Annotated in this window: 12 protein-coding genes; all 12 read left to right on the top strand. The window is 53.7% G+C overall.

All coding sequences use genetic code 11. From position 1 onward, the window contains the following. Positions 1 to 743: 743 nt before the first annotated feature. Positions 744 to 1,844 (top strand): type I restriction endonuclease, encoded by a 1,101-nt coding sequence (locus MXE41_RS11885; protein ID WP_246978058.1) that lies wholly within the window; start codon positions 744 to 746, stop codon positions 1,842 to 1,844. A 2,086-nt stretch (positions 1,845 to 3,930) separates the two neighbouring features. Beyond that, on the top strand, positions 3,931 to 4,995 hold the full coding sequence (chvE, locus tag MXE41_RS11880) for a multiple monosaccharide ABC transporter substrate-binding protein (protein WP_246978057.1): 1,065 nt from the start codon (positions 3,931 to 3,933) through the stop codon (positions 4,993 to 4,995). Positions 4,996 to 5,432: 437 nt separating this feature from the next. Next, on the top strand, positions 5,433 to 6,989 hold the full coding sequence (gene mmsA / locus MXE41_RS11875; protein ID WP_246978056.1) for a multiple monosaccharide ABC transporter ATP-binding protein: 1,557 nt from the start codon (positions 5,433 to 5,435) through the stop codon (positions 6,987 to 6,989). A 781-nt stretch (positions 6,990 to 7,770) separates the two neighbouring features. Continuing rightward, complete coding sequence (gene mmsB / locus MXE41_RS11870; protein ID WP_247100631.1) at positions 7,771 to 8,934, top strand: multiple monosaccharide ABC transporter permease; 1,164 nt, start codon at positions 7,771 to 7,773, stop codon at positions 8,932 to 8,934. A gap of 429 nt (positions 8,935 to 9,363) precedes the next feature. After that, entirely contained in the window at positions 9,364 to 11,634 is a 2,271-nt protein-coding gene (gene xylB / locus MXE41_RS11865; protein WP_247100630.1) for a xylulokinase, read from the top strand. A 305-nt stretch (positions 11,635 to 11,939) separates the two neighbouring features. After that, complete coding sequence (locus MXE41_RS11860) at positions 11,940 to 13,463, top strand: fucose isomerase (protein WP_247100629.1); 1,524 nt, start codon at positions 11,940 to 11,942, stop codon at positions 13,461 to 13,463. Between the two features lie 1,818 nt (positions 13,464 to 15,281). Next, entirely contained in the window at positions 15,282 to 16,310 is a 1,029-nt protein-coding gene (locus tag MXE41_RS11855; protein ID WP_246978052.1) for a LacI family DNA-binding transcriptional regulator, read from the top strand. A gap of 627 nt (positions 16,311 to 16,937) precedes the next feature. Continuing rightward, complete coding sequence (locus MXE41_RS11850) at positions 16,938 to 18,002, top strand: prolipoprotein diacylglyceryl transferase (RefSeq protein WP_247100628.1); 1,065 nt, start codon at positions 16,938 to 16,940, stop codon at positions 18,000 to 18,002. A 125-nt stretch (positions 18,003 to 18,127) separates the two neighbouring features. After that, positions 18,128 to 18,283 carry a hypothetical protein gene (locus tag MXE41_RS11845; RefSeq protein ID WP_247100627.1) on the top strand — a complete coding sequence of 52 codons (156 nt, stop codon included), beginning with the start codon at positions 18,128 to 18,130 and terminating at the stop codon, positions 18,281 to 18,283. Between the two features lie 1,861 nt (positions 18,284 to 20,144). Then, complete coding sequence (locus MXE41_RS11840) at positions 20,145 to 20,750, top strand: flavodoxin (RefSeq protein WP_247100626.1); 606 nt, start codon at positions 20,145 to 20,147, stop codon at positions 20,748 to 20,750. Between the two features lie 1,243 nt (positions 20,751 to 21,993). After that, positions 21,994 to 22,719: a hypothetical protein gene (locus MXE41_RS11835; RefSeq protein ID WP_247100625.1), complete on the top strand. Its 726-nt coding sequence runs from the start codon at positions 21,994 to 21,996 to the stop codon at positions 22,717 to 22,719. Positions 22,720 to 23,121: 402 nt separating this feature from the next. Beyond that, complete coding sequence (locus MXE41_RS11830) at positions 23,122 to 23,817, top strand: DUF4405 domain-containing protein (protein ID WP_247100624.1); 696 nt, start codon at positions 23,122 to 23,124, stop codon at positions 23,815 to 23,817. The last annotated feature ends 1,972 nt before the right edge of the window (positions 23,818 to 25,789 follow it).

Here is a 25,789-nt window from a genome sequence, read left to right as displayed (position 1 = left end):
CAAATAGGCGGTAGCTGAAGCTACATTACAGGTCAATCCTGTAGACTTTTTGAAGAAAAATTTTTTTTTCATGGTTCAAAAGGTCCAATGGAATGTGCGTCCTCCAAAACATTGTCCGACTATATGCAAACAATCTGATATTATTTATGCGGGTCATGGATAAAATTATTCAGAACCTGACAGAAGCCCCAGGGGGCGTATGTCAGCCCGGATCACTACCCTGCATAACAGGAGCTCTGCGCTATCAGCTTTTGATATAAGGGCTTTCCTGCCTCAGCATATGCCTTAAGAAAAGCCTGCGCCAGTCAGTGCAGGAACACCTGGCGGCGCCCGCCCGCCTGCCCAGCCATGCTGTGCACCAGCCAGCCATGCTGTGCTCCAGGTCGCGCCTGGCAGCTGCGTGCTGCTCAGACAGCGCCATGATGGCAACAGGCCTTCATGTCGGCCATATGGGCCGCACGGCACCTGTACTTAAGGTCATTTCTTATGGGCCATGTGATACGACGCTGGCTTGCATTTGAATACACAGAGACGCTGTGAGCGTCCTGGCTGAGCTCAATGTATATCTGACCTCTCCCTGAGTATCTTTTCACAGGCATATTCAGCTGTTCAGCTCCTCCATGGGTCAGCCCGAGCAGTCTTTCTTTGCTGTGCGCTTTTCAGAGAATATCGACTTCTGCCTCACTTAAGCGGCTGACAATAGTTCAGCACCCTTCTGACCTCAGTCACACAAGGAGTTTTCAATGGAATTATTGGACGAGATTCAGGCTCTGGGCAAACGTGTCCGTGAGTACGGCCCTAACATCAAGAGTGAAGAGGCAACCAAGAATACCCTCATAATGCCTTTCATTAAGATGCTGGGCTATGACCCTTTCAATCTCAATGAGGTGGTGCCTGAATACAGTGCTCCTGTAGGCGAGTACAAAGATGCCCGTGTTGACTACGCCATCATGTCCGAAGGTCAGCCTATTATGATTATTGAGTGCAAGACCTATGGAGATGAGCTCAACAGCAAGAAGTGCAGCCAGCTGCTCAGCTATTTCAATGGCTGTCCAGCCAGAGTGGCAGTGCTCACTGACGGCAACCGCTACCTGTTCTTCTCTGATCTCGAAGAGCCAAACAAGATGGACAGCAAGCCATACATGGAGCTGATCGTCGACAAGCCTGATACCTCTTTGATTCCGGAACTCAAGAAGCTCAGCAAGGGCAAGTTCAACCTCGAGGACGCTATCTCCTCAGCAAGCCAGCTCAAGTACACCCGTGAGTTTAAGCGCATCATGGCTGAGCAGCTGGAATCCCCTCATGAGGATTATCTGCGTTTCTTCTTAAAGCAGTGCTATGACGGCCCTATTACCTCGAACGTCAAGGAGCGCTTTACTCCTGTGCTTAAAGAGGCCCTGGGTCTGTTTATCAAGGACCGCGTCAATGAGCGTCTGACCAGTGCCTTTGATGATGTTAACCGCAAGGAAAAGGAGGCTCTGGCTCAGGCTGATTCCAAGGTTGCTGATGATGCTGCAGCTGCCGACAGCAACTCCGAGGAAGGTATTGTTACCACTGAGGACGAAAAGGCCGCCTACTACATCATCAAGTCAATTCTGCATGGCATTGCCGGTGGTGATGAGGTTATCCTCAATGACTTCAAGGGCTTCTGCAACATCTGCTACGCTAAGAAGTCTCAGATCATTGTCCGTCTGTACTTCAACAAGCTCCCTTACAAGGTAGCCGTATTCGATACCGGTGAGGATGGCAAGAGAAATCAGGATGCTGTCCAGATTGAATCAGTAGACGATATCTTCCAGTTTGCCGAACGCATCAAGGCCGCCGTTCAGGATTACAAAAAGTAATCACTTAGATCGTCCGGCCCGCCAGGCAGCCTGGACGCCGCCAGAGAACCCGGCCTCCGCACGGCGGCCAGCCCTGCCGGCTGCCAAATCCCGCAGGGCATGGTAAAAGCCCGGCAGGCTGCTGACCTTAAGGCCGTCAGGACGCAACCATTACAAAGTAGCAAAGGCACCCTGAACGGGTGCTTTTTTGTGCCCGCAGAAAACGCTCTCCGCCGCTCAAATGGCATGCCCGACACAGCGCCCATCATGGCCCTGCCACTGCTCCGCCTCGTCCATCAGTAAGCATGAGGCCATGCCAGGCATGACTCCTCCCATAAGCCAATCTTGCCCCACTCCGTCAGGCTCCTTACTCTACAGGCCACCGCATAAAAACCGCATAAAAGCGGTTCAACGCCGCTCATCATCAGCCACCACACATCTCCTTGAAACATATCAGGAGCACATTCTTTGAGCATATATAGCCGTTGGCTGTCCGAAGAGCATGACCTCAGTCCAGTCCGGGCAGCTTTGAACTGATAACAGCCATAGAAGGCCTGAACCTGCCCTGTCAGGGCGGCCGCCATCCGTCCGCAGGCAAAACTGGTGAGGGACGGCAATTCACCCCGGCACTGGCCGCTCCTTGCGCAAGCTCACCCGTCGCGGGCTTATTTCAGTCTCAGTACCCTGCAATTGCAAGTGCCAGTGCCGGTTCGTGGTCATGTCCCGCACCCAACTCTGGCAAGGCCTGTTCACCGCTTGTGTCTCCCTTTGTCCCCTGCCTTAATCAGTCGATGGCAGCAGTTGTAGCTGAGGGCTGCGATTAGCCGTACCTGGCTTATGTGCCTTCACTTCCTGTGAGTAGTTCCCGTGGCGTTTCCTCCGGTCGCTGCACGTGGTCATTCTGCCCGTGGTCATTCTGATTTGTTTCAAAAAGTGTTGAGCATATGCTCAATTTGTCCAAAGTGCCGGTTTTTCCGTAAGCGTTTACGGAACACGGAATGTCTGCTGCGATTTCAGCCGGAGCGGCTGGTGGGTTTTTACCGGTAATGACAGGGCCTACTTTATGATTTATTTAAATGTCCGGATAGAAATGGCCTGCTTATAGGACAGCAGTGTTTATGCTGCAGACAGTGCGGATTATTTAGTTTGTCCTGCGTATGCTCTGGCGGCTGGGTGGAGCCTGTTTTGGGGACAGTACAACGCATATAAAAATGCACATATGAAAAAACATTTCACCTGATACGCAGGCAGCACAAAAGCGGCACAAAGTGAATATTTCCGTGGTTTATCTTCATGTGTAAGGGGCATTTTGCTGTATCTGGGACGGGTTGATGCAGCAAGGTTGTTTTCAAAAATGGCTTATTTACAGGGTTCTTATAGAGAAGAGAAATAAGTTGTATGTGGATCACAGTTTGGACATATTTTTGATAAATTTTTATCAAATGAGAGAGCGTTTGGATTAATATGAAACTGTGCCCGGGCACACAGCCTTAATAAGGGACTGGTGATGCCCGTTTGCAAAAGATTTGATATCTGATTCCGCAAGGCTGAAAGCAACAGATTGAACTTCCCGGCCGCCACTAGCGGCAGCAATGCAGATGCAGAAAGTGCACATGCTGCAGCCCTGTCTGGCAGGAGCCTCAGGGGAATCTCAGGAGCATGGCACAGCAGGATGCATAAGATGCAGTCAGGCAGGTGCAAGGCCCGTAAGTCCCGTACTATGACCAGGGTCCGGGCAGGCGCAAGGCAGAGCCATGTGGCCAAAGGAGCCCGGACTGCAGGCCCGACGTTAAGGACAGGATTTGACCTGACCGTGCCGCACTTAGCAGTGCTGATGAACCGGACGCGCCGGACGCGCTGCGCCGCTATGAGAGGGGCTGGTTGCGCTGAGGGGCTGGTTGCGCTGATGCGATGACCTGCGCTCAGATGACTGCCATGAAGGGCAGGGCCTGCGGATATCAGGAAAAGATTTGTTGTGAATACAGAGGCTGAAGCGGCAATGTGGTGTTCGCCGGCTCAGCAGACCGCTTAAGACAGCTGCAGTGGTCAGGTTTTACCTCCATGCTGTCTGACAGATGGTCGCATACTGTTACTGTGAGGAAATGCTATGAAGATCAAGACTACTATCAGTGCTTTATGTGCCGCCGTTCTGGCCGCTACCTGTATGGCTTCTACCGCCAGTGCCGCCAAGGTTGGCGTGTCCATGCCTACTCAGTCCCTGCAGCGCTGGAACCAGGATGGCTCCAATATGAAGGCCATGCTTGAGGAGTCAGGCCACACTGTTGATCTGCAGTATGCCGGTGACAATGACATTCCTACTCAGGTAAATCAGATTGAAAACATGATCGCCTCCGGCTGCGACATCATTGTTATCGCTTCCATCGACGGATCAGCTCTGACTGAAGTATTAAAGGGCGCCAAGGAAAAGAACATTCCTGTTATCTCCTATGACCGTCTCATCATGAACTCCGACGCTGTTTCCTATTACGCCACCTTCGATAACAAGCGTGTAGGCCTGCTTCAGGGCCAGTACATTGTTGACAGCCTTGACCTTGAAAATGCCAAGGAGCCTAAGAACCTGGAAATCTTCACCGGCCCTACCGATGACAACAATGTAAACTTCTTCTTTGGCGGCGCCATGGAAGTTCTCAAGCCTTATATCGACAGCGGCAAGCTGGTAGTCAAGTCAGGTCAGACCACCCGTGAGCAGTGCGCTACCCTTAACTGGAACCTGGAGGAAGCCCAGAAGCGCATGGAGAACATCATTTCCTCCATCTCCTACGGCCCTGATGATGTCAAGCTCGATGCTGTTCTCACTCAGAACGATGCCCTGGCCTCAGGTGTAGTTAACGCCCTGCTGGCTACAGGTTATGACGCCTCCAATATCCCTGTAATTACCGGTCAGGACTGTGACAGGCCAGCAGTCAAGAACATTGTCCGTGGCTATCAGTCCATGTCCGTGTTCAAGGACACCCGTACCCTGGCTCAGATGGTGGTAAACATGGTTGACTCCATCGACAAGGGTGAGGAAGTTGAGGTTAACGATACCACCACCTATAACAATGGCACTGGCGTAATTCCTTCCTATCTGTGTGAGCCTATTGCTGCCACCAAGGACAATTACAAGGCCCTGCTGATTGACTCAGGCTATTACAAGGCCAACGAGATCTAAGGCACTGTCCATGCAGTGCCGGTCCCGTGCCCCCGGGGCCGGGACTGACAGGGCCTGCGGCCGTAAACGGGCCACAGGGGCCAGCAGGTGCTGGACCCTGTGAGCCCGGCTGCACAATAAGGCCCGGGATAACAGTAAGCCGAATGACATTCGGTTAGTAGTGAAAGTAAAGCTCCGGCAGCGCAGCCGCCCGGCCTGGCCATAAAGCCAGGCCAGGCTGCGTGCCCATGCCTGTATGCCCAGGCCTGTGGCCAGGTGTTGCCGTCAGGCAGGTGCAGCAGGTCGGCGCATGCAGCCGCTGCCGCAGCTGCGGCAGCCGTCCTGACCCTGGGTTTGACAGCGGCAGCTGCAGTCGCGGCCGCTTGTCCTGACCAAGGTCAGGGGCTGCGGCAAGGTCAAAGGCGCAGTCGGAGCAGGTCATTTCAGGTGGTGGCAAGATGACTGAAAAAGATGACATCCTGCTTGAGATGAAAAACATCACCAAACGTTTTGGCAAGGTTACGGCACTGAGTAACGTAAACCTTAAGGTCAAAAGGGGTGAAGTTCACGCTCTGGTAGGTGAAAACGGCGCGGGCAAGTCCACGCTGATGAATGTTCTGTCGGGAATTTATCCTTACGGATCATATGAGGGTGATATCAAATTTGATGGCGAGCTCTGCCATTTCAACGGTATCAAAGACAGTGAGAGCAAGGGCATTGTAATTATTCATCAGGAGCTGGCTCTGGTGCCTTTCCTGTCCATTGCCGAAAATCTCTTCCTTGGTAATGAACGCACTTCCTCACTTTCAGGCCAGGTCATAGACTGGCCACGTACCTGGCAGCGCGCCAGTGAACTGCTGGAGCTTACCGGTCTTCATGAGGATCCGCGAACTCTGATTAAGGATATTGGCGTAGGCAAGCAGCAACTGGTGGAAATTGCCAAGGCCATTGCCAAAAACGTAAGACTGCTCATTCTTGATGAGCCTACAGCATCGCTTAACGAAACTGACAGTCAGGCCCTGCTTGATCTTATCGCCCGCTTCCGCGATGAGGGCATGACAGCCATTATCATTTCGCACAAGCTCAACGAAATTTCCAGTATTGCCAATTCCATTACCGTTATCCGTGACGGTACCACTATCGAGACCATGGACAACTCAGGTCACGATATTTCCGAGGACAGAATCATAGCCGGCATGGTGGGCCGTGAGCTGACCAGTCGCTTCCCTCCTCGTGATACAAAGCCTTCAGATGAAGTTCTGCTTGAGGTCAGGGACTGGACTGTAGCCCATCCGCTCAACCGCAACCGTCTGGTGTGCAACAGGGTCAACCTCAATATTCACCGTGGTGAGGTGGCAGGTCTGTCAGGTCTTATGGGTGCTGGCAGAACCGAGCTTGCTCAGTCTGTCTTCGGTCATTATTACGGTGATTTCCTGGGCGGTCAGCTTTACATAAATGGAAAGGAAGTACATCTTAACAGCGTTCAGAGTGCCATTAATCACGGTCTTGCCTATGTAACTGAAGATCGTAAGGGCGACGGACTGCTGCTTGCTACCTCCATTACCCGCAATACCACTCTTGCAGCCCTGCACAAGGTATCGGCCAATGGCATTATCGACCAGAACAGGGAAACCACGGTGGCAGATGACTACCGTGTACAGCTCAAGACCAGATGTGCCGGTGTCGAGCAGGAGGTAGGCAATCTTTCAGGCGGTAATCAGCAAAAGGTGCTGCTGGCCAAGTGGATGTATGCCGACCCGGATATTCTGATACTCGATGAGCCTACCCGTGGTATCGACGTGGGTGCCAAGTACGAAATCTACTGCATCATTAATTCCCTGGTTGCTCAGGGCAAGGCAGTGCTCATGATTTCCTCGGAACTTCCTGAAGTTCTTGGCATGTGTGATCGCATTTATGTCATGAATGAAGGTCGCATTGTTGCCCAGATGCCACGCTCTGAGGCCTCTCAGGAAAGCATTATGGCCGCGATTTTAAAATCATCAGGCCAGAGCTGATATCCGCACAGACAGTCAGAACTGACAGCGGCACAACAGGCCGCATCAGGTACTGACAGGGCTGATACCAGTCAGACACAGGATATCTGAGCTTAACAGGCTAAAACCGCTTAACTATTTTCATCTGTCCGCCTGACAACAAAGGCACGCTGCAAAACCTTAAGTACAGCAACTGCTGCAGCAACTGCCGTAACAGCAGCTGTAAAGCCCAGGCCCGATCCCAAAGCCAGCTCCGGCAGCCAAAGCTCAAGCCAATGGCAAAGCCAAAGCCAAAGGCTAAGGTTAAGCCAAGGATCAAGGCAAAGCTAAAGCTCAAGCCCCCAACTAAGGGGTAAGCAAAATATGGCCAGGGTCAGCGCCAGAGGCATATAACGCAGCGCAGCAACGAGCCCACAGGACAGTCAAGCCCCATGGCTCTTTTAAGCCCCTCAGGAGCTTACCAGTGCCATCAGGCTCAGCAATATGTCCTCAGCCTCATCAGCTCCATAAAACAGGCTCCATTACTGTGAGCCAGCCTGAACAATGAAATATTTGTCATTGATTCATTAAAGGCTCCGGAGTATGATGAACCGTGCACGTGCACGCAATTGAAAAGTCCATATTTATGGACTTTTGCCGGCAGCAGACTGAGCGTCTGCGCCGCCGGAGCGGCACGCAGGATACGGTGTGCAGGCGCTGCCGCACAACAGGTGCGGCCGCGCAGGTGCAGCCGCGCCGGAGAGTCTGTCAGGACAGACTGTCAGGACAGGCAGACAGATGACAGGCATGGAAGGATGCTGTCATGGAACAATTTACCAATATTCTCAAGCGCAACTCTCTGCTGCTGGCCTTGCTGGTGGTCATGGTGCTCTTTGAAATCACCATCAGAGCCACAGGTCACGGCTCGATGTTTTCACCGGCCAACTTTACCAACATTATTTCCCAGAACTCCTACGTAATTATTCTGGCCGTAGGCATGCTTTTCTGCATTATCGGCTGCGGTAATGTGGATCTGTCCATCGGCTCTATTGTGGCTCTGGTAGGTGCCATAGCCGGTGTGATGATGGTTAACTGGGAGACGAATATTTATCTGGCTATTGCCACCTGTCTGCTGACAGGCGTGCTCATTGGCGCCTGGCAGGGCTTCTGGATTGCCTATGTGCGCATTCCGGCCTTTATTGTGACCCTGGCCGGCATGATGCTCTTCCGTGGTCTTGCCCTGCTGGTACTTGATGGTCTGACCATCTCCCCATTCCCGCCAGAGTATCTGCGCTACTTCACTTCCTTTGTGCCAAAGGCCCGTGCCGATGCCTTTGCCACTACCACTGTGATTACCGCCGTACTGTGCCTTGGTTATCTGGGCTATGTAGTATGGGATCGCATCAGCAAGATGAAGAAGGGCTATCAGGTTGATGACAGCAGCACATTTATTATTACCACTGCAGTAGTGGAAGCAGCCCTCATAGGTTCTGGCATGCTGCTGGCCAGTAACAAGGGTATTCCTGTAATCCTTATTTTGCTGACCATTATAGTCATGACCTACAGCTTCTATGCCAATAACACTGTAGGAGGCCGCCGCCTGTATGCTCTGGGCGGTAATGAAAAGGCTGCCCGCCTCTCAGGCGTTAACACCAGCCGCATTCTGTTCATGACCTACGTCAACATGGGCTTCCTGTCAGCCGTAGCTGCTCTGGTGTGTGTAGCCCGCTTCAACTCTGCAGCTCCAACTGCCGGTAACGGCTACGAGCTGGACGCTATCGGCGCCTGCTTTATCGGCGGTGCCTCAGCTTACGGCGGTGTGGGCACTGTAGGTGGTGCCGTAATCGGTGCCATATTCATGGGCGTACTTAACAATGGCATGTCCATTCTGGGTATCGACGCCAACTGGCAGCGTACCGTCAAGGGCATGGTGCTCTTACTGGCCGTAGTTATCGACGTGCTCTCCAAAAAGCGCGTCAAGCAGTAAGCACAGGCACACAAAAACATAAGACAAAACTCCCGTCAGCCCCCGCCCCGGGCAGCGCATGGCGCCCTGAACCGAGGGACGGGCAGCTCAGCGGCTGGGCCATGGCGGCAGCCATACCTTTACCAGGCCGACGGCCAGCCTGGCCTTTACCAGGCAGACAGACCAGCATGGCCTTTACCAGGCCGCCGCCTGGCCCTGCAGATAACCACAGATTTCATAGCAGTAAGCCCGGAGCTGCTCAGGCGCCCCGGACTGTGAAAAGAGCATCGCAAGTGCATGGTGCTCTGTAAAACATTTTATCCATGCAGCAGCGCGTCACGCAGCAGACAGCTGCCGCGTCTGGCGCTCAGCGCCGCAGGCGCTGCTGACAGGCCGGGCAGATGCTGACAGGAAAGCCTGGCAGCGCCGCACATTTGGAAGGAGCGGATCGTGAAATATTTATTAGGTGTTGATCTGGGTACTTCTGGTACCAAAACCGTTCTTTTTGATGAAAAGGGCAGTGCCATTGCCTCAAGAACAGTGGAATACCCTCTTTATCAGCCCCACAATGGCTGGGCTGAGCAGGATCCTCTGGACTGGTATAACGCAGCGGTAAGCACCATTAAGGGCGTGCTTGAGGATTCAGGCATAGACCCTCACGAGGTGGCTGCCCTGTCCATAGCAGGTCAGATGCATGGTCTGGTCATGCTCGATGAGCAGGGTCAGGTACTGCGCAAGTCCATTTTATGGTGCGATGCCCGTACTCAAAAGCAGTGTGATGAAATTACCGCTCTGGTAGGCAAGAAGCGCCTGATTGAAATCAATGCCAATCCGGCCCTGACCGGCTTTACCGCCCCGAAGATTCTCTGGGTGCGTGAGCATGAGCCTGAGCTTTATCAGCGCTGCGCCACCATTCTCCTGCCTAAGGACTATGTGCGCTATATGTTAACGGGCAAGGCTGCCATGGAAATTTCCGATGCCTCCGGTACCAGTCTGCTTGATATTACCCGCCGTCAGTGGTCTGAAGAGATTCTGGAAAAACTCTCCATTGACGCCCGTCTCATGCCTGAGCTTATCGAATCGTCAGCCATTGCAGGACACATCAGTGCTCAGGCTGCTGCCGCTACCGGCCTTGTTGAGGGTACACCGGTAGCCGGCGGTGCCGGTGACAATGCTGCTGCCGCTCTGGGTACAGGCGTATGCAGCGAAGGTCAGGCCTTTGTGACCCTGGGCACCTCAGGTGTGGTCTTTGCCCATACCACCCGCCCAGCTGTCGATCCACTGGGCCGTGTACACACTTTCTGTGCCGCCGTACCTGGCTCCTGGACTGCCATGTCCTGCACCCTGGCTGCCGGTCTGTCCCTGCGCTGGGCCCGTGATGAGCTCTATACAGCCGAGCATGAGCGCTGTCAGGCTCAGGGAGGCGATGCCTATGATGTTATGACAGCTGAGGCTGCTTCTGTACCATCAGGAGCTGACGGACTTATCTATCTGCCATATCTGATGGGCGAGCGCTCCCCTGTGCTCGATGCCCAGGCCCGTGGCGTCTTCTTTGGTCTGACCGCCCGTCACAAAAAGGCTCATCTGACCCGTGCCGTGCTTGAGGGCATTACTCTTTCCCAGCGCCATAATCTTGAGGTGCTCCATCAGATGGGTATTGTCCCTGAGACTCTGGCAGCCTGTGGCGGCGGTGGCCGCTCACCTTTCTGGCGCCAGATGCTGGCCGATGTGCTCAAGTGTCAGGTAACCACTATTGAATCAAAGGAAGGTCCGGCTCTGGGCGCTGCCATTCTGGCTGCCGTAGCCGCCGGCATTTATCCAACAGTGGAGCAGGCCGTAGCCGTAATGGTCAAGCGCGGTGAAGCCTGGGCTCAGCCTGATGCCCTGCAGAGCTCCCGCTATGACGACATTTACCAGCTCTACCAGAGCCTCTATCCGACCATGCGTCCGGCTTTCCACAAGCTTGCCGCTCTGCGTGACCGCCTTGACAGCTCTGCTGCTGATGCCGCCACCGGCACCGCCAGCGCCGCCGCCGGCAGCGCCACCGGCAGCTGCGGCTGCAGCTGCGCCCCACAGGCCGGTTCGGTTCAGCACTTCAGCTCAGTGCACTCAGTTGAATTTGAGCGCTTTGGCAAGGTCATTCCTGCTGTGGATACGGCCAAAGTCAGCTCCATTCTTGAGAGCCTGCCATGCCCGGCTGACAGCGTCACCTACGTGGCCTCCGAACCTGCCCTGCAGACAGATGATCTGATGGCCGATCTGCGCGATCGTGTCTTTGGCGGCCTTGATATTCAGATTGGCTACTGCTCAGGTCATAACCGCAAGCTCAATGCCATTGAGTATCACCGCAACTGCGAGGTCAATATTGTCGGCACCGATACCATCTTCATGCTTGCTCCAATAACAGCCATCAGGGATGGCATTATGGACACGGCGGCTGTAGAGACCTTCTTCTGCCCGGCCGGCACTGCTGTGCTCTTTTATGAGACCACCTTGCACTATGCCCCATGCAGCTGCTCTGACAATGCAGTATTCCGCGTAGCCGTAGTGCTGCCACGTTCCACCAACACACAAAAGCCTGAGCACATCGATGCCCGTGGCGATGCCGAAAGCGGCATGCTCACCGCCCGCAACAAGTGGCTGCTGGCCCACCCTGACAGCAATGAAGGCCGCAACCACATCTCAACAGGTGTGCTTACCGGCGCCAATATCACCCTTTAACCATGCAGGCGCCCGTGGCCGCAAGGGCCGCCCCGGGCCATGATGCCCAGGCCCTGGGCGCGGCGCAGCGCCCTGCGCCCTGCGCAGCCGCGCTCCGTCTGACCAGAGGCGGCCTTGCTCACACAGATTAATTAAGAATTTCCCCTGGCAGCTGCCCGGTACCGGCACAGCAAAATACAGTTAAGAGCGTGCCCGTGCCCGGCCCCGGCTGATGGCGCAGCAATGCCCTGTATTGCCCTGCCGTCAGGGACGGCCCTGCAGCGGCTGCTGTCAGGCACTATGTGCACACACATTGGAGAAAAATCATGGAAATGTACAACATCCCAGATGCCCGTCTCGGTATTATCGCTGTTTCCCGTGACTGCTTTATCCGCACTCTTTCCGAGCGCCGTCGTCAGGCCGTAGTGGCCCAGTGCCGCAAGGCCGGTGTTGACATCACCGAGATCTCTGTCATCGTGGAAAATGAGCGCGATGCCCAGAAGGCCGTTGAGGAGGCAAAGGCCGCCGGCTGTAATGCCATGGTGGTCTTCCTTGGCAACTTCGGCCCTGAAACCCCTGAAACCCTCATTGCCCGCTTCTTTGACGGCCCATGCATGTTCGTAGCTGCTGCCGAAGAGACCGGCGATGATCTTATCGACGGCCGTGGCGATGCTTTCTGCGGCATGCTCAACTGCTCTTACAACCTCGGTCTGCGTCAGTTAAAGGGCTTTATTCCTGAATACCCTGTAGGCACTGCCGATGGCATTGCCCGCATGATTTCCGAGTTTGTTCCTGTTGCCCGTACCCTGATCGGCCTGTCAAATCTCAAGATCATTACCTTTGGTCCACGTCCTCAGGACTTCTTTGCCTGTAACGCTCCTATCAAGGGCCTTTATGACCTGGGTGTTGAGATTGAGGAAAACTCCGAGCTTGACCTGCTGGTTGCCTATCGCAAGCACAAGGGCGATGAGCGTATTCCAAAGGTTGTCAAAGAAATGGAAGAGGAGCTGGGAGCCGGTAATACCTACCCTGATCTGCTCGAGCGCATGGCTCAGTTTGAACTGACCCTGCTTGACTGGGCCGAAGAGCACCTGGGCTCCCGCAAGTATGTGGCCTTTGCTGACAAGTGCTGGCCTGCCTTCCCTGAGGAGTTTGGTTTTGAGCCTTGCTATGTCAACTCCCGTCTTGCCACCCGTGGTATTCCTGTAGCCTGTGAGGTTGATATCTTCGGCGCTCTGTCCGAGTATATCGGCGCCTGCATTACCAAAGATGCCGTAACCATTCTGGACATCAACAATTCCGTACCTGCTGACATGTACGAAAAGAGCATTAAGCCAAAGTTCCCTCAGTACTCCTCAACTGATGTATTCATGGGCTTCCACTGCGGCAATACTCCATTTTGCAAGTTAAACAAGGACTGCGGCTGTGACCAGGCCTGTGGCAAGATCAACTATCAGATCATCCAGCACCGTCTGCTCGAGGCCGGTCAGGATGAGCCTGATTTCACCCGTGGTACCCTTGAGGGCGATATTGCCGCCGGTCCAATCACCTTCTTCCGTCTGCAGACTACCCCTGATACCAGGCTGCAGGCCTACATTGCCGAAGGTGAGGTTCTGCCTGTTGCTACCCGCTCCTTTGGTGGTATCGGCGTCTTTGCCATCAACGAAATGGGCCGTTTCTACCGTCACGTGCTGATTGCTGACCGCTACCCTCACCACGGTGCCGTAGCCTTTGGTCACCACGGCAAGGCCCTCTTTGATGTCTTTGCCATGCTCGGTATTGAGAAGATCTCCTACAATCAGCCAAAGGGCGTACTCTACAAAACCGAAAACCCATTTGCCAGCCGCTGATCGGCAGCCCCGGCCGCCAGCCTGAGCGGCTGTGCCCTCAGGCAGCGGCCAGCCGGCCCTGACTAGGCATGCATGCGAAGCCGCCTGGGCCATCAAAAGGCGACAGACTGTGCAGTTTGACTGTGCGGCCTGTCGCTTTTGTGCATTTAAATGCGTGCACTGTGCCGGGCGTGCATCAGTAAACCGACAGTGCACTGGTACATAAAGGGTCATACAGTCGCACTTTTGGGCACAGCGGCCCGCAGGAATACACAATAGAGGCCCTTAATTGCGACTTACCTCAAACTTTTGTCACGTGCCAGATTGCACGGCGCCCGTTACAGGTACAATAAATATTGCAGCCAGTAATACCGACATTTTGGCACCTTTTGTACATAAAAGTGCATTGCACTACTTCAAAAAGTCCGTACAGACCGGTATTATGCTGTGCCATAGTCGTGAGCGCGCTCCCAGACTTTTCCCGTGCAGTGGCCAGGGCCGCAGGCCGTCCTGAGAGCAAGCTGCCCTCATGACAGCAGGCCCACCCTGACCGTGCACGGACAAATGTGCACGCTGCCGACACGCTGCCGGCACCTGGCCCTCCTGAGGGCATACTGCCCTCATAACATCAGGCTCCTGCCTGACAGTGCACGGACAAAAGTGCACGCCGCAGGCACGCAAGGCTGTGCTTTTGTGACAGTATCAGGCCCAGCTGCAGGTAAGGACACAGATATCCTGGCCTTAACGATAAACTGACTGTTTTGCCATGCCGGACAGGACTCCTGTCTGAAAACGTCAGCCACATGCTTATCAGAAACTGCCAGCAGTCACGGCAGATTAGTTTTCATGAGCTCAGGATTTTGTCGCAGACAAGGTTTACTAAATGTAAGTGCCTCCAGCAGCACGGCACCGTTTTATTAAATGACCACCCTGTGCACTTTATGGTGGTATGAAAAATTACCTCACGGTATCAGATCATGACACATGATCCCGATCTGATATCATCACGACCCACGGATAATGAAAACGTTTTCCGTCTGCCTTGGGCGTTTTCAGTACCTGACCTGCAGCTGCAGGCAGTACCATATCCGGGCAGCAGCCAGGCAATCTAAGGTCTTCAGGATCAGACGAATTATTAACTAAGGAATTTCTTAAGCACCCCACTTGCCCACTTTGCTTTTACCCCAACCCTGAATGTCTGTAAACAGACTGACGCCCCATATCCCAGGGACCAGAGCGCATGGCCACTGCCCTGCACACCTGCGTGTGCCGCGACCGGCTGCGCCAGTGCGCAGCGCCGGGCGCTCCGACAGGACGTCCCTCCATGGCGTTGCAGGTCAAGGTCCGGCCCTGGTATGCAGCTGACCTCACGGCCTGGGCCAGGGCCATGGCTGCAGGCACAGGCAGGAACAGGTGACAGCAGCGCCGGTCGGACCACAGGTCTGGCAGTGCGCTGCCATGGGCCATGAACGGCCCTTTTGATTTTCAACCCGGGCGGAACATGTCCGCCAGGCAAGCAGGCTCCCATCCCTTAACTGCATCGCAGTGCAGTCAGGATGCGGTGCTTACCTGCACCACGTTGAACTTCCCCACGGCACCAGACGCCATGTCATATTGTGCAGCACGCAGGACAGAGCGTGGTTTATGACATGAGATCAGCATCACCGGGCCCTTTGCCTGCTCACTCAGTGCAGCGCCCGTGACCAGGCCATGGCCTGAATCCCCCAGCCCGCAGACCAGGGCATGCAGCATATGTCCCCCGGCCGGGCACCGATCCCATGAGGCTGGACAGCTGATCGCACCGGGTGCACAGATTAGATTATTGAGGATTTGTACATCATGAAGGTTACTGTAAAGAGCCTTGCTCAGGCCGCCGGTGTTTCACGCGGCACTGTTGACCGTGTACTCCATAACCGTGGTGCAGTACGCGAGGATGTGGCCAAACGCATCCGCATGCTGGCCAAGGATCTGGGTTACGTGCCTAACCGTGCCGGCCGTGCGCTGGCTGCCTATAAGACCCCAATCAAGATTGGTGCCCTGATGCCAAGCGTGGGCAATGCCTTCTATCAGGAGATTATCAGGGGCATCAGTGAGGCTCAGGAGGAATTTGCCGACCTGGGTCTTGAGGTGGTGGTTCGTGAAGTTGAGGGTTTTGATGAGGATGTCCATCTGCACGCCATTGACGAGCTGCTGCGCAAGGGCTGCCGTGCTCTGTGCCTTTCAACCGTTAACACTGACAAAGTAAGAAACCGCATCAATGAGCTTGCTGATCGTGAAATCACAGTAGTGCTGCTCAATACCGATGTCGAGCATACCCGCCGTCTTTGCTATGTGGGTTCTGATTACATGACAGCCGGTGCCACCTGTGCCGGCATGCTCTCTCTTGCCCGCCAGGACAGCCTGAGAGTGCTGGTAGTTACCGGCTCGCACCTGCTGCTTGGTCACAATCAGCGTATTGAGGGCTTCAAGGCCGAGCTGACCCGCCAGAATATCGATTTTAAAATTGTTGAGACCGTTGAAAGTCTTGACTCAGACATCATTGCCCAGCAGGTTACTTTCAAGGTGCTCTCCGAGCATCCTGATATCAACTGCGTCTACATTTCAGGTGCCGCCGTACAGGGCGTGGGTGCTGCTCTTATTGCCCATGGCAACAAGGATATCTTTGCCATTGGCTTTGATGATCTCTACTCCACACGCCAGCTGGTCAGTGCCGGCATTATCAAATTCGTGGTCTGTCAGCAGCCGGTACGTCAGGGCTATCACGCCATCAAGCGTGCCTATCAGGCTCTGGCCGGACAGCTGAGCGACAATGTCCCTGATTTCATCACTGAAACCATTATTAAAATCAGGGCCAATCTCGATCGCTGATGGCCCCGGCCGTGCGCCCGGCCGTGCCGGTCTGGCGCTGCTGCCTGCGCCGCGCCCATCATACTGCCCGGAAGCGAGCCCGTCTTGCCCCGGGCTTTGTTTTTCCCGTCAGCTGCCATGGCGGGCGCCCGATTCAGGCTGCCCTGGCGGGCAGTCCGATTCGGGCGGCCTGCATGCCAGCAGGCCTGGTCCTGAGCTGAGCGCAGATGAAATTTATAAGCGCCGGGACTGTTGACCGGCCGGTCAGCTGTTAAGATAATCCCCGGCTGTCAGCTGTACAGTGCAGCTTTGCTGCGCAGCGCAGCACACCTGTGTCAACTGCACTGCACTGAGCAGCTGTTACAGCTCAGACAACACTCAGGCATAAGGTCGCAGCTGCCGCCAGCCCTCCTGCTGCCTTATACGCTTTGCCGTCAAGGCACCGGCTTACGCATGCTAAGGGAGCCGGCTTTATGCTTAAGCGCGCTGCCAGCCCGGAAAGTAAGCCAGCCCGCTCACAATGGCCGGACAGGCATGGCGCCTTGCAGGAGAGCTGCTCTCCTGAAGACGGCTTTTGTGGGATTGTCCCGTGCTGTGCGGCTGCAGGCCCGGCACTGTTTTATGTTCTCGGTTTTCAGGACAAAATGTATGATTTTTGACCTGCCAGGTTTTTCTTTTTCTTATTACGGCCTGGTTTATCTGATGGGTTTTGTGCTCTTCTGGTTCATGCCCTGGCCGCGTACACCGGCCCTGTGGCCCCGCGAGACCCTGCTGATGCGCTTTAATGTGGCTCTGTATACGGCCATTGGCGCCATTGTCGGAGGTCGCCTTGGTTATGTGGTGGTCTACGATCCTCATTATTACCTTGCCCATCCTGAGATGATTGTGCGCCTTGATCTGGGCGGCATGTCCTATATGGGCGGTGTAGCCGGTATTGCCGTGGCTTTGCTGCTCATCAGCCGTGTCATGATGCGCCTTAATAACAGGGCAGGCAGCTCGGTAGACTTCATGAGTCATACCTCCTGTGCCAACCTGCCACTGCGCAGCCGTATGTCACTTTTTTACCACTACTGTGACCGAGCTGTTATTACCGCCCTGGTCATCATTCCTCTGGGACGCATAGCCAATTTCCTTAATGCCGAGCTCTACGGTACCCCAAGTGATCTGCCATGGGCCTTTATTTTCTCCACAGCCGATCTCCAGCCGCGTCACCCTGTGCAGCTTTACGAGGCCATAGCCGAAGGCCCGCTGCTGGCCCTGCTGCTGGGCTTTGTATACTTCAGAGCATGGATAGCCAATTTGCGCCGCATCATGCTCTCATCCTCAGACAGCGCAGGCCCGGCTGACAGAGCAGCTGCCGCCACTGCAGGACTGAGCGGCAGCGCCAGTCACAGCAACGGCCTGCACAGCTACTACGCTCATCATGCTCATCATGGTGACAAGGGCTTTTCCCTGACACGCTTTGTTACCGCCCGTGCCCGCGTCAGTGAGATCTCTTTCAGTCTGCATCCTGGCACTATTACCCTGACCTATCTGGCAGGCTACTCTGTGGCCCGTTTCTTATGTGAGTTTGTCCGCGAGCCTGATCCTCAGCTGGGTTATATCATTGGCCATCTGAGCATGGGGCAGCTGCAGTGCATAGTGCTGCTGGTCGTTGCTCTGGGCCTGATGCAGCTGCGTGCCCTGCGTCGCCGCCGCAATGCCCTTACCTGACATGTCCCACAGGCAATGCCCTGGCCAGAGCATGGCCTGAGCCCTGCCGTCCTGTCCAGGACTGCAGGGCGGCCATAGGGCAGCCTCACAGTGCCATAGGACGGGCCTGCACAGTATCATTTTTCATGAAGAAGCCAGTCTTCCTTGAGGATGACTGGCTTTTTTATAGGCTTTTGTCAGATTTTTGCAGTGGAACTGCAAATTTTGCAGCAAAAAATCACCCTGGAGATGCCATGGCAAAATCCAGGTTAAAAATGGAGCAAAATCCTGTCAAATGTTAATGAGTAACAATGGCCTGTTTACAGTCTTTTTTGATGTTACGTAACAATCGGCTCAAAAATATGCACACAGGTACAAGAAAGTGTTTGACAGAGGTCACAGTTTAGATGTTTAATTAAGCTGTTCCCCTGATGCTGGGAAGCCCTGGAGCAGCACCTCAAAAACTCCATTACCTGCTGTTAAATTCAGGCAGCAGTAAAGATCTTGCTTCAGGTGCGCATCAAAGGGGATATTCCTGAATGTGGAGGGAGCTCCATACAGTTGCTTTCAGGAGCTCCTCTGTTCTGGAAATACTGGACAATTATTTTCAATACATCACCAGCATGTGCCCCTGCCGCCAGCCATAATGCTTATGGCATACAGCACTGTCTTGAGTACAGGCGCTGTAACCTGCGGCGCAGCTGTGATTTATAAGCCCGTCATCTCTGCAGCTTCACGGCGACTTACAGGAACGCCGCTGCAGTGTGCCTGAGGACCTGGATATGGAGTCCGAAGGCCATGGTCCGCTATGCAAATGTTAAAGCCGGACCTTCCCCTCCCTGAACTGCCTGTTTCAAGGGCAGCACTAATAACTGCACCAGAGCGCATCTGAGTACAGGCGGATCTGTCCGTCGCTACATCAGGACACGCTCTGAAAGTTAATCCCACCCTCCCCGGGCTTATGGCCATGCCATGGCAGAACGCCCACAGCCCCTTCAGCAGCCGCATGCCCCCATGGTCTGTACAAAGCCTCACAGCTCTTAAGGACCTGCAATTCATCAAGTGCCCATACTTTTCAGGCACGAGGCCACAGGCTGTCCTGTCACATTACAGCGTCCGCCATTTACGGCGCCACCGCAATATATCTGCTGCACGCCGCGTGATCTTTGTCAGAGCGCAGTGTCGCTGCAGACAGGCCCGCACTGATTTCTTCCTTAATTTAGCCAGTAAGGCTGTAGTAGCTGTCCCCTGCGGCAGCATATTCTTTTGTCATAAAAGCTATCCCGGCCCTCAGGCCTGCACCGGGCAGCCAGACTGGTCCTGTCCCCCGCTCCCGGCCCGCCTGTCGGCTATCAGACTTAAAAGCTGTCTTGGAGGGCTCCTTCTGAGTGTCAGCGTCAGCTGGAAGCGCATTTTTCCTCTCCATATCCCTGCATGCGTGACCTGGCCGGGCTGAAGTGGTCTTGTGAAGCGGCTCAAAGTTCACGCGTATAGCGCCCCGGGAGTAATTGTCGCGACAGCGCTAATGATGTTATGCTTTTTTGCACCCTGCACAGAAGCCGATACTTCACTTATTACAGTCTGAAAGGCTTGTGTATCGCTGCCTGTGTTCTATCCCTGTTTTATAACCTTGTTTAAATGTGTGGTACTGCAGTCAGACCCGGAAGGCCTGAACTTCAGTCAGTTATGATTCCGCAAATTATCAGAGCAGTGCTCATCAGTATCTCAAGGGGGACTTTAGCAGTCATAACCGCTTAAGAACTGAATGGTGAGGCACTGTCACCCTGAGCCATCAGGCAAGAGCGCCAGCCATCGAGCCCTCAGACCGGCAGCCCGGCATTTTCACGGAGGGTGCGGCCTGCCAAGGCGCTGACCGCATGTCTGGCATTTTAGGGCATGTTCGGTCTGTACCGGCGTTGACCGTATGGCCAGCAATTCCGGGTATGTGCGAACTGCCCAGGCGATCACCGCATCACCAGCAATTCCGGGTATGAGCGGCTTGTTATGGCCTTGCAATTGACCGCATGGCCAGCAATTCCGGGTATGTGCGTACTGCCCAGGCGATGACCGCATGGCCGGCAATTTCGGGTACGTGCGGCATGGCATGGGCTTGCAATGTCCTGCCTCTGACAGTCTGAGCTGACAATCAAAGTGGGGTTAACAATGTTCAAATGTTTTTACAGTGCAGCAGCAGCCCTGTTGCTGACCCTTGTCAGTGCTCTGTGCGCTCCTGTTGCCATGGCTCAGGATTTTTCAAAGGCCGCTGTGGTCTATTTCACCACCATGAGCAATGTTCCTGATGCCAACCCCGAATATATGGGCGCTGTTAAGCGTATGGCTCTGGAGCTGGGCAATCAGCTCAATATTCCGGTCATGGAAATCATAGCGGAAAAGCCTTATGGCACCAGCTATAAAGAGACAGCAGCCATTGCCCGCAAAGAGCGTGAGACCAATGCCTTTCCCAACCTGGCAACCACCCCTGATATCAGCAAATATGATATTGTCTTTGTCGGATATCCTATCTGGTTTCGTGCCTATCCCCGTCCTGTGGCAACGTGGATTAAATCGCAGAACTTCACTGCCAAAAGGGTCTTTCTCTTTACATCATATGGCGAGTCCGGCTGGGGCAGCTCCCTTGAAGAGGCCCGTACCGAAATGCATGGTGCTACAGTAGTTCCTTTCATGGATCTGCGAGGTCGTGAGCTGCTAAAGCTTACCGATCGCCAGATCAGGCGCTATTTTGAAAAGGCCCTCAATCAGATCAGGTAGGCCTGATATAAATTGCGCTGTCAGGCAGACAGGCATCCCGATCAGAGGCAAACCATCACGGGCATCAAGCCCGGTCCCACACTCAAGCGGCCGTCAGGACTATAACTGACGGCCGCTGTTTATTTGGGCCCAGGCAAAAGGCCACAGCATAGTGGCGGCCATGGCAGCCCTGACTGAGCGGCCCGCTCACTGCCTGCCCTGCATTGCAGAGCAAGGCAGGTCCTGGCAGGTCCTGGCAGGGCCGTGCAGCGCAGAGGGCTGGGGCCGGGCCGGAGCAGGAGCAGTCCACTTCACTCTACAGGCATGTGCGTAAATTGTTACAGCGCACAAAGCCCGGTAATGTACTTTATAAATGGCTTAAAAGTGGCTTATTGTGGTGGTAGCGTGCACCGTGCCGTGCACTGCAAAAGAGCCTAAGCAAGTTCTGTGGGAGCGTGAGTATGATGGAACTCAGAGGTCTGGTATGGCAGCGTTTGCTCTGCCTTAAAGACCGTCCTTCAGTGCTTTTTGTGAGTTAACTCACAAATTGATGGCTTATGAACAATAATCTCAACAGCCGTCAAATCTGGATGCCAGCTAATATCTATGGGCTTTACAGACAATCTGACAGTTTTATTAAGCTCTTCTGGCCCGACCGAACAGGACGCAAAGTGCCATAAATAAGGCACTTTGTGCTAGTATCAGTTAAGACCTGTGAGGTTACGGAAAACGAAGAGCATGATGGCTGATTCAGTCGCCTGAAAGCCGGAAAATCACCAGAGCACGGCTCTGGCTTACAGCATAAGGAAAGACCGGTCCTGCTGCAGTGCAGGAACAGCCCGGTTTCATAGCTTGTCTACAGCTTTGTCTGTATATGCCCCGCAGCTGTCTGCAGGAGTGATTAAACTCTGCAGCTGTGGTGTCAGCACTGCAGCAGCTCAAGGCATGCTCTTTATATCAGCTCCTGTTGCTGCGCCGTCTGATTTTCTCTTCCGTCCTGCACTGTGTCGCAGTTTTTAGCAGGCATGTTCTTATCCCTGTCCTTTTATTAAGTGCATTTACCTGCTGGTCCTTGCCGGGCATGACGGCAGTCACTGTGATTCACGACTGCCCATGAATCCGGTTTGCGGGCCTTTTTCTGTCAGTGTGTTAACGCCTTAAGACAGGATTTAATCCCCACTGTTCATCAGGCTCACCTGAGCCGGACAGTCAGAGCGTCACTGGCCTGAATCATCACCCTGCAAGGCAGGGTAAGTGAGCTACCATGAGAAGTATCTTCAGAAACTTTATCCCGGCTCTGAGCATATATGCCGGTCTGACAGTGCTGTTCTCTCAGTATTATTTCTGTGTGCTCTCCGATACCTCCCTGACTGTTATTCTGGGCTGCTCACTGATTGTGATCATGCTGACCAATTTCGAGCTCATGGGCAACTATGACAGGTACCGTAGCAGAGGTCGCCGTCTGTATTTCTGGTACCGCCACATCATCACGCTCTCGCTGGTGTTCTCAGCCGTTTCCACAGCCGTGACCGGTATTGAGGTACTGGGCAATGTCTTCAAAGGTGCCGGTTTTAACGACAACCAGCATGTCTACTCTGTTCACGTAACAGCCGTACTCTATACCTTTATCTTCATTGGCCTGCTGGTGGGCTGCTACTTCCAGCGTCTGGTTCTGACCGCTGCATATCTGGCCCGCGACATGAACATCAGGCTCTTCAAGGTCGCAAGTCCGGCAACATTGGCTACTGTTATCATGGCTGCAGCTTCGGCCTATGGCGTATTTTATGTGTTCAGTGGTGAGCCTTATCTCATCATCACCTCCAGCCCTGAGTACTATCTTTATAAGCGCGCCATACTCAACTTTGGCCCTGTAGACAGCATTTCCGTGGCCCTGCTGGGAGCTACAGTTTCCTATATCATCTCATGGACATTGTTAAGCCGCAGAGTCATGCGCTTTCCCTTTTTCAGCCGCTACCACTTCAATCAGTAAAAGGCACCGGAACTTACGCAGTCACAGGCATCGCAGATGAGTAATGACAGCAAAAGCCCCGACCATGGTGTAATGACCAGGCCGGGGCTTTTGTTTGAGCATGACAGCTACCAGAGGTGGTGGCTGGGCCTGGCTGCCTGAACTTGAGAACAGAGCTTGTTGAGAAAAGCACTCATATCGTTGTGGGGCAAAATATATTTTGCCAGGTTATTCCAAATTTTTCGGGCCTATCATGGCTGGCAATGGACAGATGACATTAATGTCCAGGGATTCAGTACATCACATGTGGTTTGTTTCAGCCCCTCAAACAGCAGACTATGACTGAAAGGGCATAAGCTCCAGCTCAGATCCTGAAGCCTGATGAGGCTCTAATGAGTGGTCCAGTCTGTTTTCGGTAATGCCATGAGACCATATATCAAGTCATTTATCATCGCCCTTGCTGTCTACTTACTGCTTGTAGCCGGCTTTGCCCAGCTTTACTTTCCCAAGGTAACCTCCAAGCTCTACCATGAGATCATTGCCACTATACTCTTTGTGGTGGTGATAGTGCATATAGTGCTGATGCGCTCGTACTTCACCAGTATGCTCAAGCAGAAGGGAGCCTTTTTCTACTACCGAAATTTCGTCATTATCGGTCTGGCCGTCTCTTTTATTATCACTGTAATCTGCGGCATTGCCCTGTCCAAGCATCTGTACCCAGGCCTGCTGCCTATTGAGCGCAGCTTTGCCAGACAGACCCATACTACTGCCGCCGTCTATACCTACATTTTTGCCGGTCTGCACCTTGGCTGCTATCTGACCCGCTTCCTGAACATGCTTAATGAGTATCTGCCTCATGTCCGTAAAGGTGCAATGGCCCTGTTCACTCCTGCCCGTCTTACCATGGCCGGCTTTACTCTCATTGCCATAAACGGCCTTACTCAGGTGTTCACACCTGGTTACTGGGCTGTACTGTCAGCTGCATATCGCAAACTTTCCTGGGACAGAGAGCGCAGTGTTATACTCAACACCATGGATCAGCTTTCCATAACCGTACTCTTCATGCTGATCTCAGCCCTGCTGGTTCACTGGCTGCTCACCCGCAATCAGCGCGACTGAGCCATCACAGGCCGGCACTGACCCGGAGCATCAGGCATCAGCCTGACCGCAGGAGCGGACTACAGATTTTGCCCCAACGCAGGCTCAAATGCGTTTATCTCCTTGTACTTTAAGGCAGTGCCCCGATGCACTGCCTTTTTACATTCCGGGCCATACCCCCGCACCGGGCATCAGCCCCCGAAGTCCCAGTCCAGCCAGCCAGCTATCCAGGCAGGCTCGCTCACGCTCTCATCACCACGCAGCAACGCACCGACATTGCCTGACAAGGGCCCATATTATTACTGACATACTAAGATCTCAGTTGCGGCTTATTGCCGCCCGATCAGGCCGTCATCTCATGCCCGCACCCGGCCCTGCCGATCCCCAAGGCAGACAACCCCGCCATAATCCCGCCCAGAGGCTCGTGAAGGCAGACAACCCCGCCATAATCTCGCCCAGAGGCCAGTAAGGCATGCAACCACGCCATAATCCCGCCAAGAGGCCTGTGAAGGCAGGCAACCCCGACCTGCTCCTGCCCGTAAAGCTCGTAAGGCAGACTGCTACGTTCGCGCCAGAACATACCATTTCCTGTGTTTACGCGTATTTCTGCTCACTGCAGTCTGCCTTTATCACCACAGCAAGGATAACTTCATGTAGCTCATAAACTCTCATCATTGAGGCTCATGTTCCTGATATTCAAGCCAGTCGTCTGCTCAAAACTGGCGCCTGCTGTGCCTGGGTATGATAAGTGAGCAGTGAAGTGTGCATGGCCAAGAGGTAATGACCATGAGTGTAGGGCCCCTCTTGCACTGCGGGCCATTGTGACCTGGACAGTTGTCAGTGGCTGCACGCATCCTGACAGTGCAGCCTGCAACCTGGTCGCAGATCAGGGCCAGATCCGGGGCGATTTGACAGCAGGGGCTGGTAAGTATGCAAGAGACGGCAGGACAGGATGTACTGAAATATATGGAAACAATGTTGACAGGAAAAATATGACAGAAAAGGCTGGCAGGTACAGTATGGCTGGAAAGGTTTACAGCCTTTCACGCAGAAATGATAAGGCAAGCAGCAGATCCGTCAAATTGGATGATGCTGTCAGATAGGACAATGATGTCAGATGCTTGCTAAAAGACAAAGAAAAGCAGGTATATGCCATGGTAACGCATGATGCGCAAGCCGGCACTGGCCCTTTGATGTCAACAGATTGCTTTGGGAATGGTATTTTCAGGCGGGAAGTATGTCGGAAATTCTATTGAGATGCAGGCTAACTCTGCATTGAGAAATGGGCTGTGTGCACCCGATTTTTTTGATGCCGGAAAAAAGTAAGGGGCCTGTCTGGTTGGAGAAAGCCCCTCAGTCTGTTCTTCGGTTTAGTGGTATCTAGAATACCGCTTTATGTTGTATCATGCAAGCTAAATATTTGATGATATTTATCGGTTTTGCAAATTTTGCGTCTCTGGTCACAAGGCATGAAAATAGACACAGTAATGATAGAAAAAAGCGGTATTACCTGGTCAAAGTGTGTTATATCTAGCTCATTTGCTGGAGAAGCTTATAAATACAGGGTTTTCAACGGTAAAATACCTGTATTTTGTTCATAATGGCAGGGTGCTAATTGCATGGAGCTCACTGCATGTCATTAACATTTATTGTGGCGAGCTGGGTTGCAGTGAGCTGTACGCTCTGAAAGTTGCTTGTCAGCCGGTAAGTCAGGAGCTTTTACCAGAGGATTTCTTTGAGTGGGGCAGGGGATTTTTCAGAGGTACTCAGTGGCGGCCATGGGCTGACGCCATGGCATCTGTAGCTGCCCTGAATTGCGGCCATGGCATCTGTAGCTGCCCTGAATTGCGGCCATGGCATCTGTAGGTACGTACTTTCTGAGTGTGGGGTGTGATGATTTAGCTGATTTATATAAGATTCCTGCATGTTCCATAACATACAGGAGACGTATATGGGCGTTAAAAATGACGCAGCTGTGCCATCGTGCAAAAGG

The organism is Anaerobiospirillum sp. NML120449 (genome assembly GCF_023051105.1).
Taxonomy (GTDB): domain Bacteria; phylum Pseudomonadota; class Gammaproteobacteria; order Enterobacterales; family Succinivibrionaceae; genus Anaerobiospirillum.
This window is presented reverse-complemented; position numbering and strand designations above follow the sequence as displayed.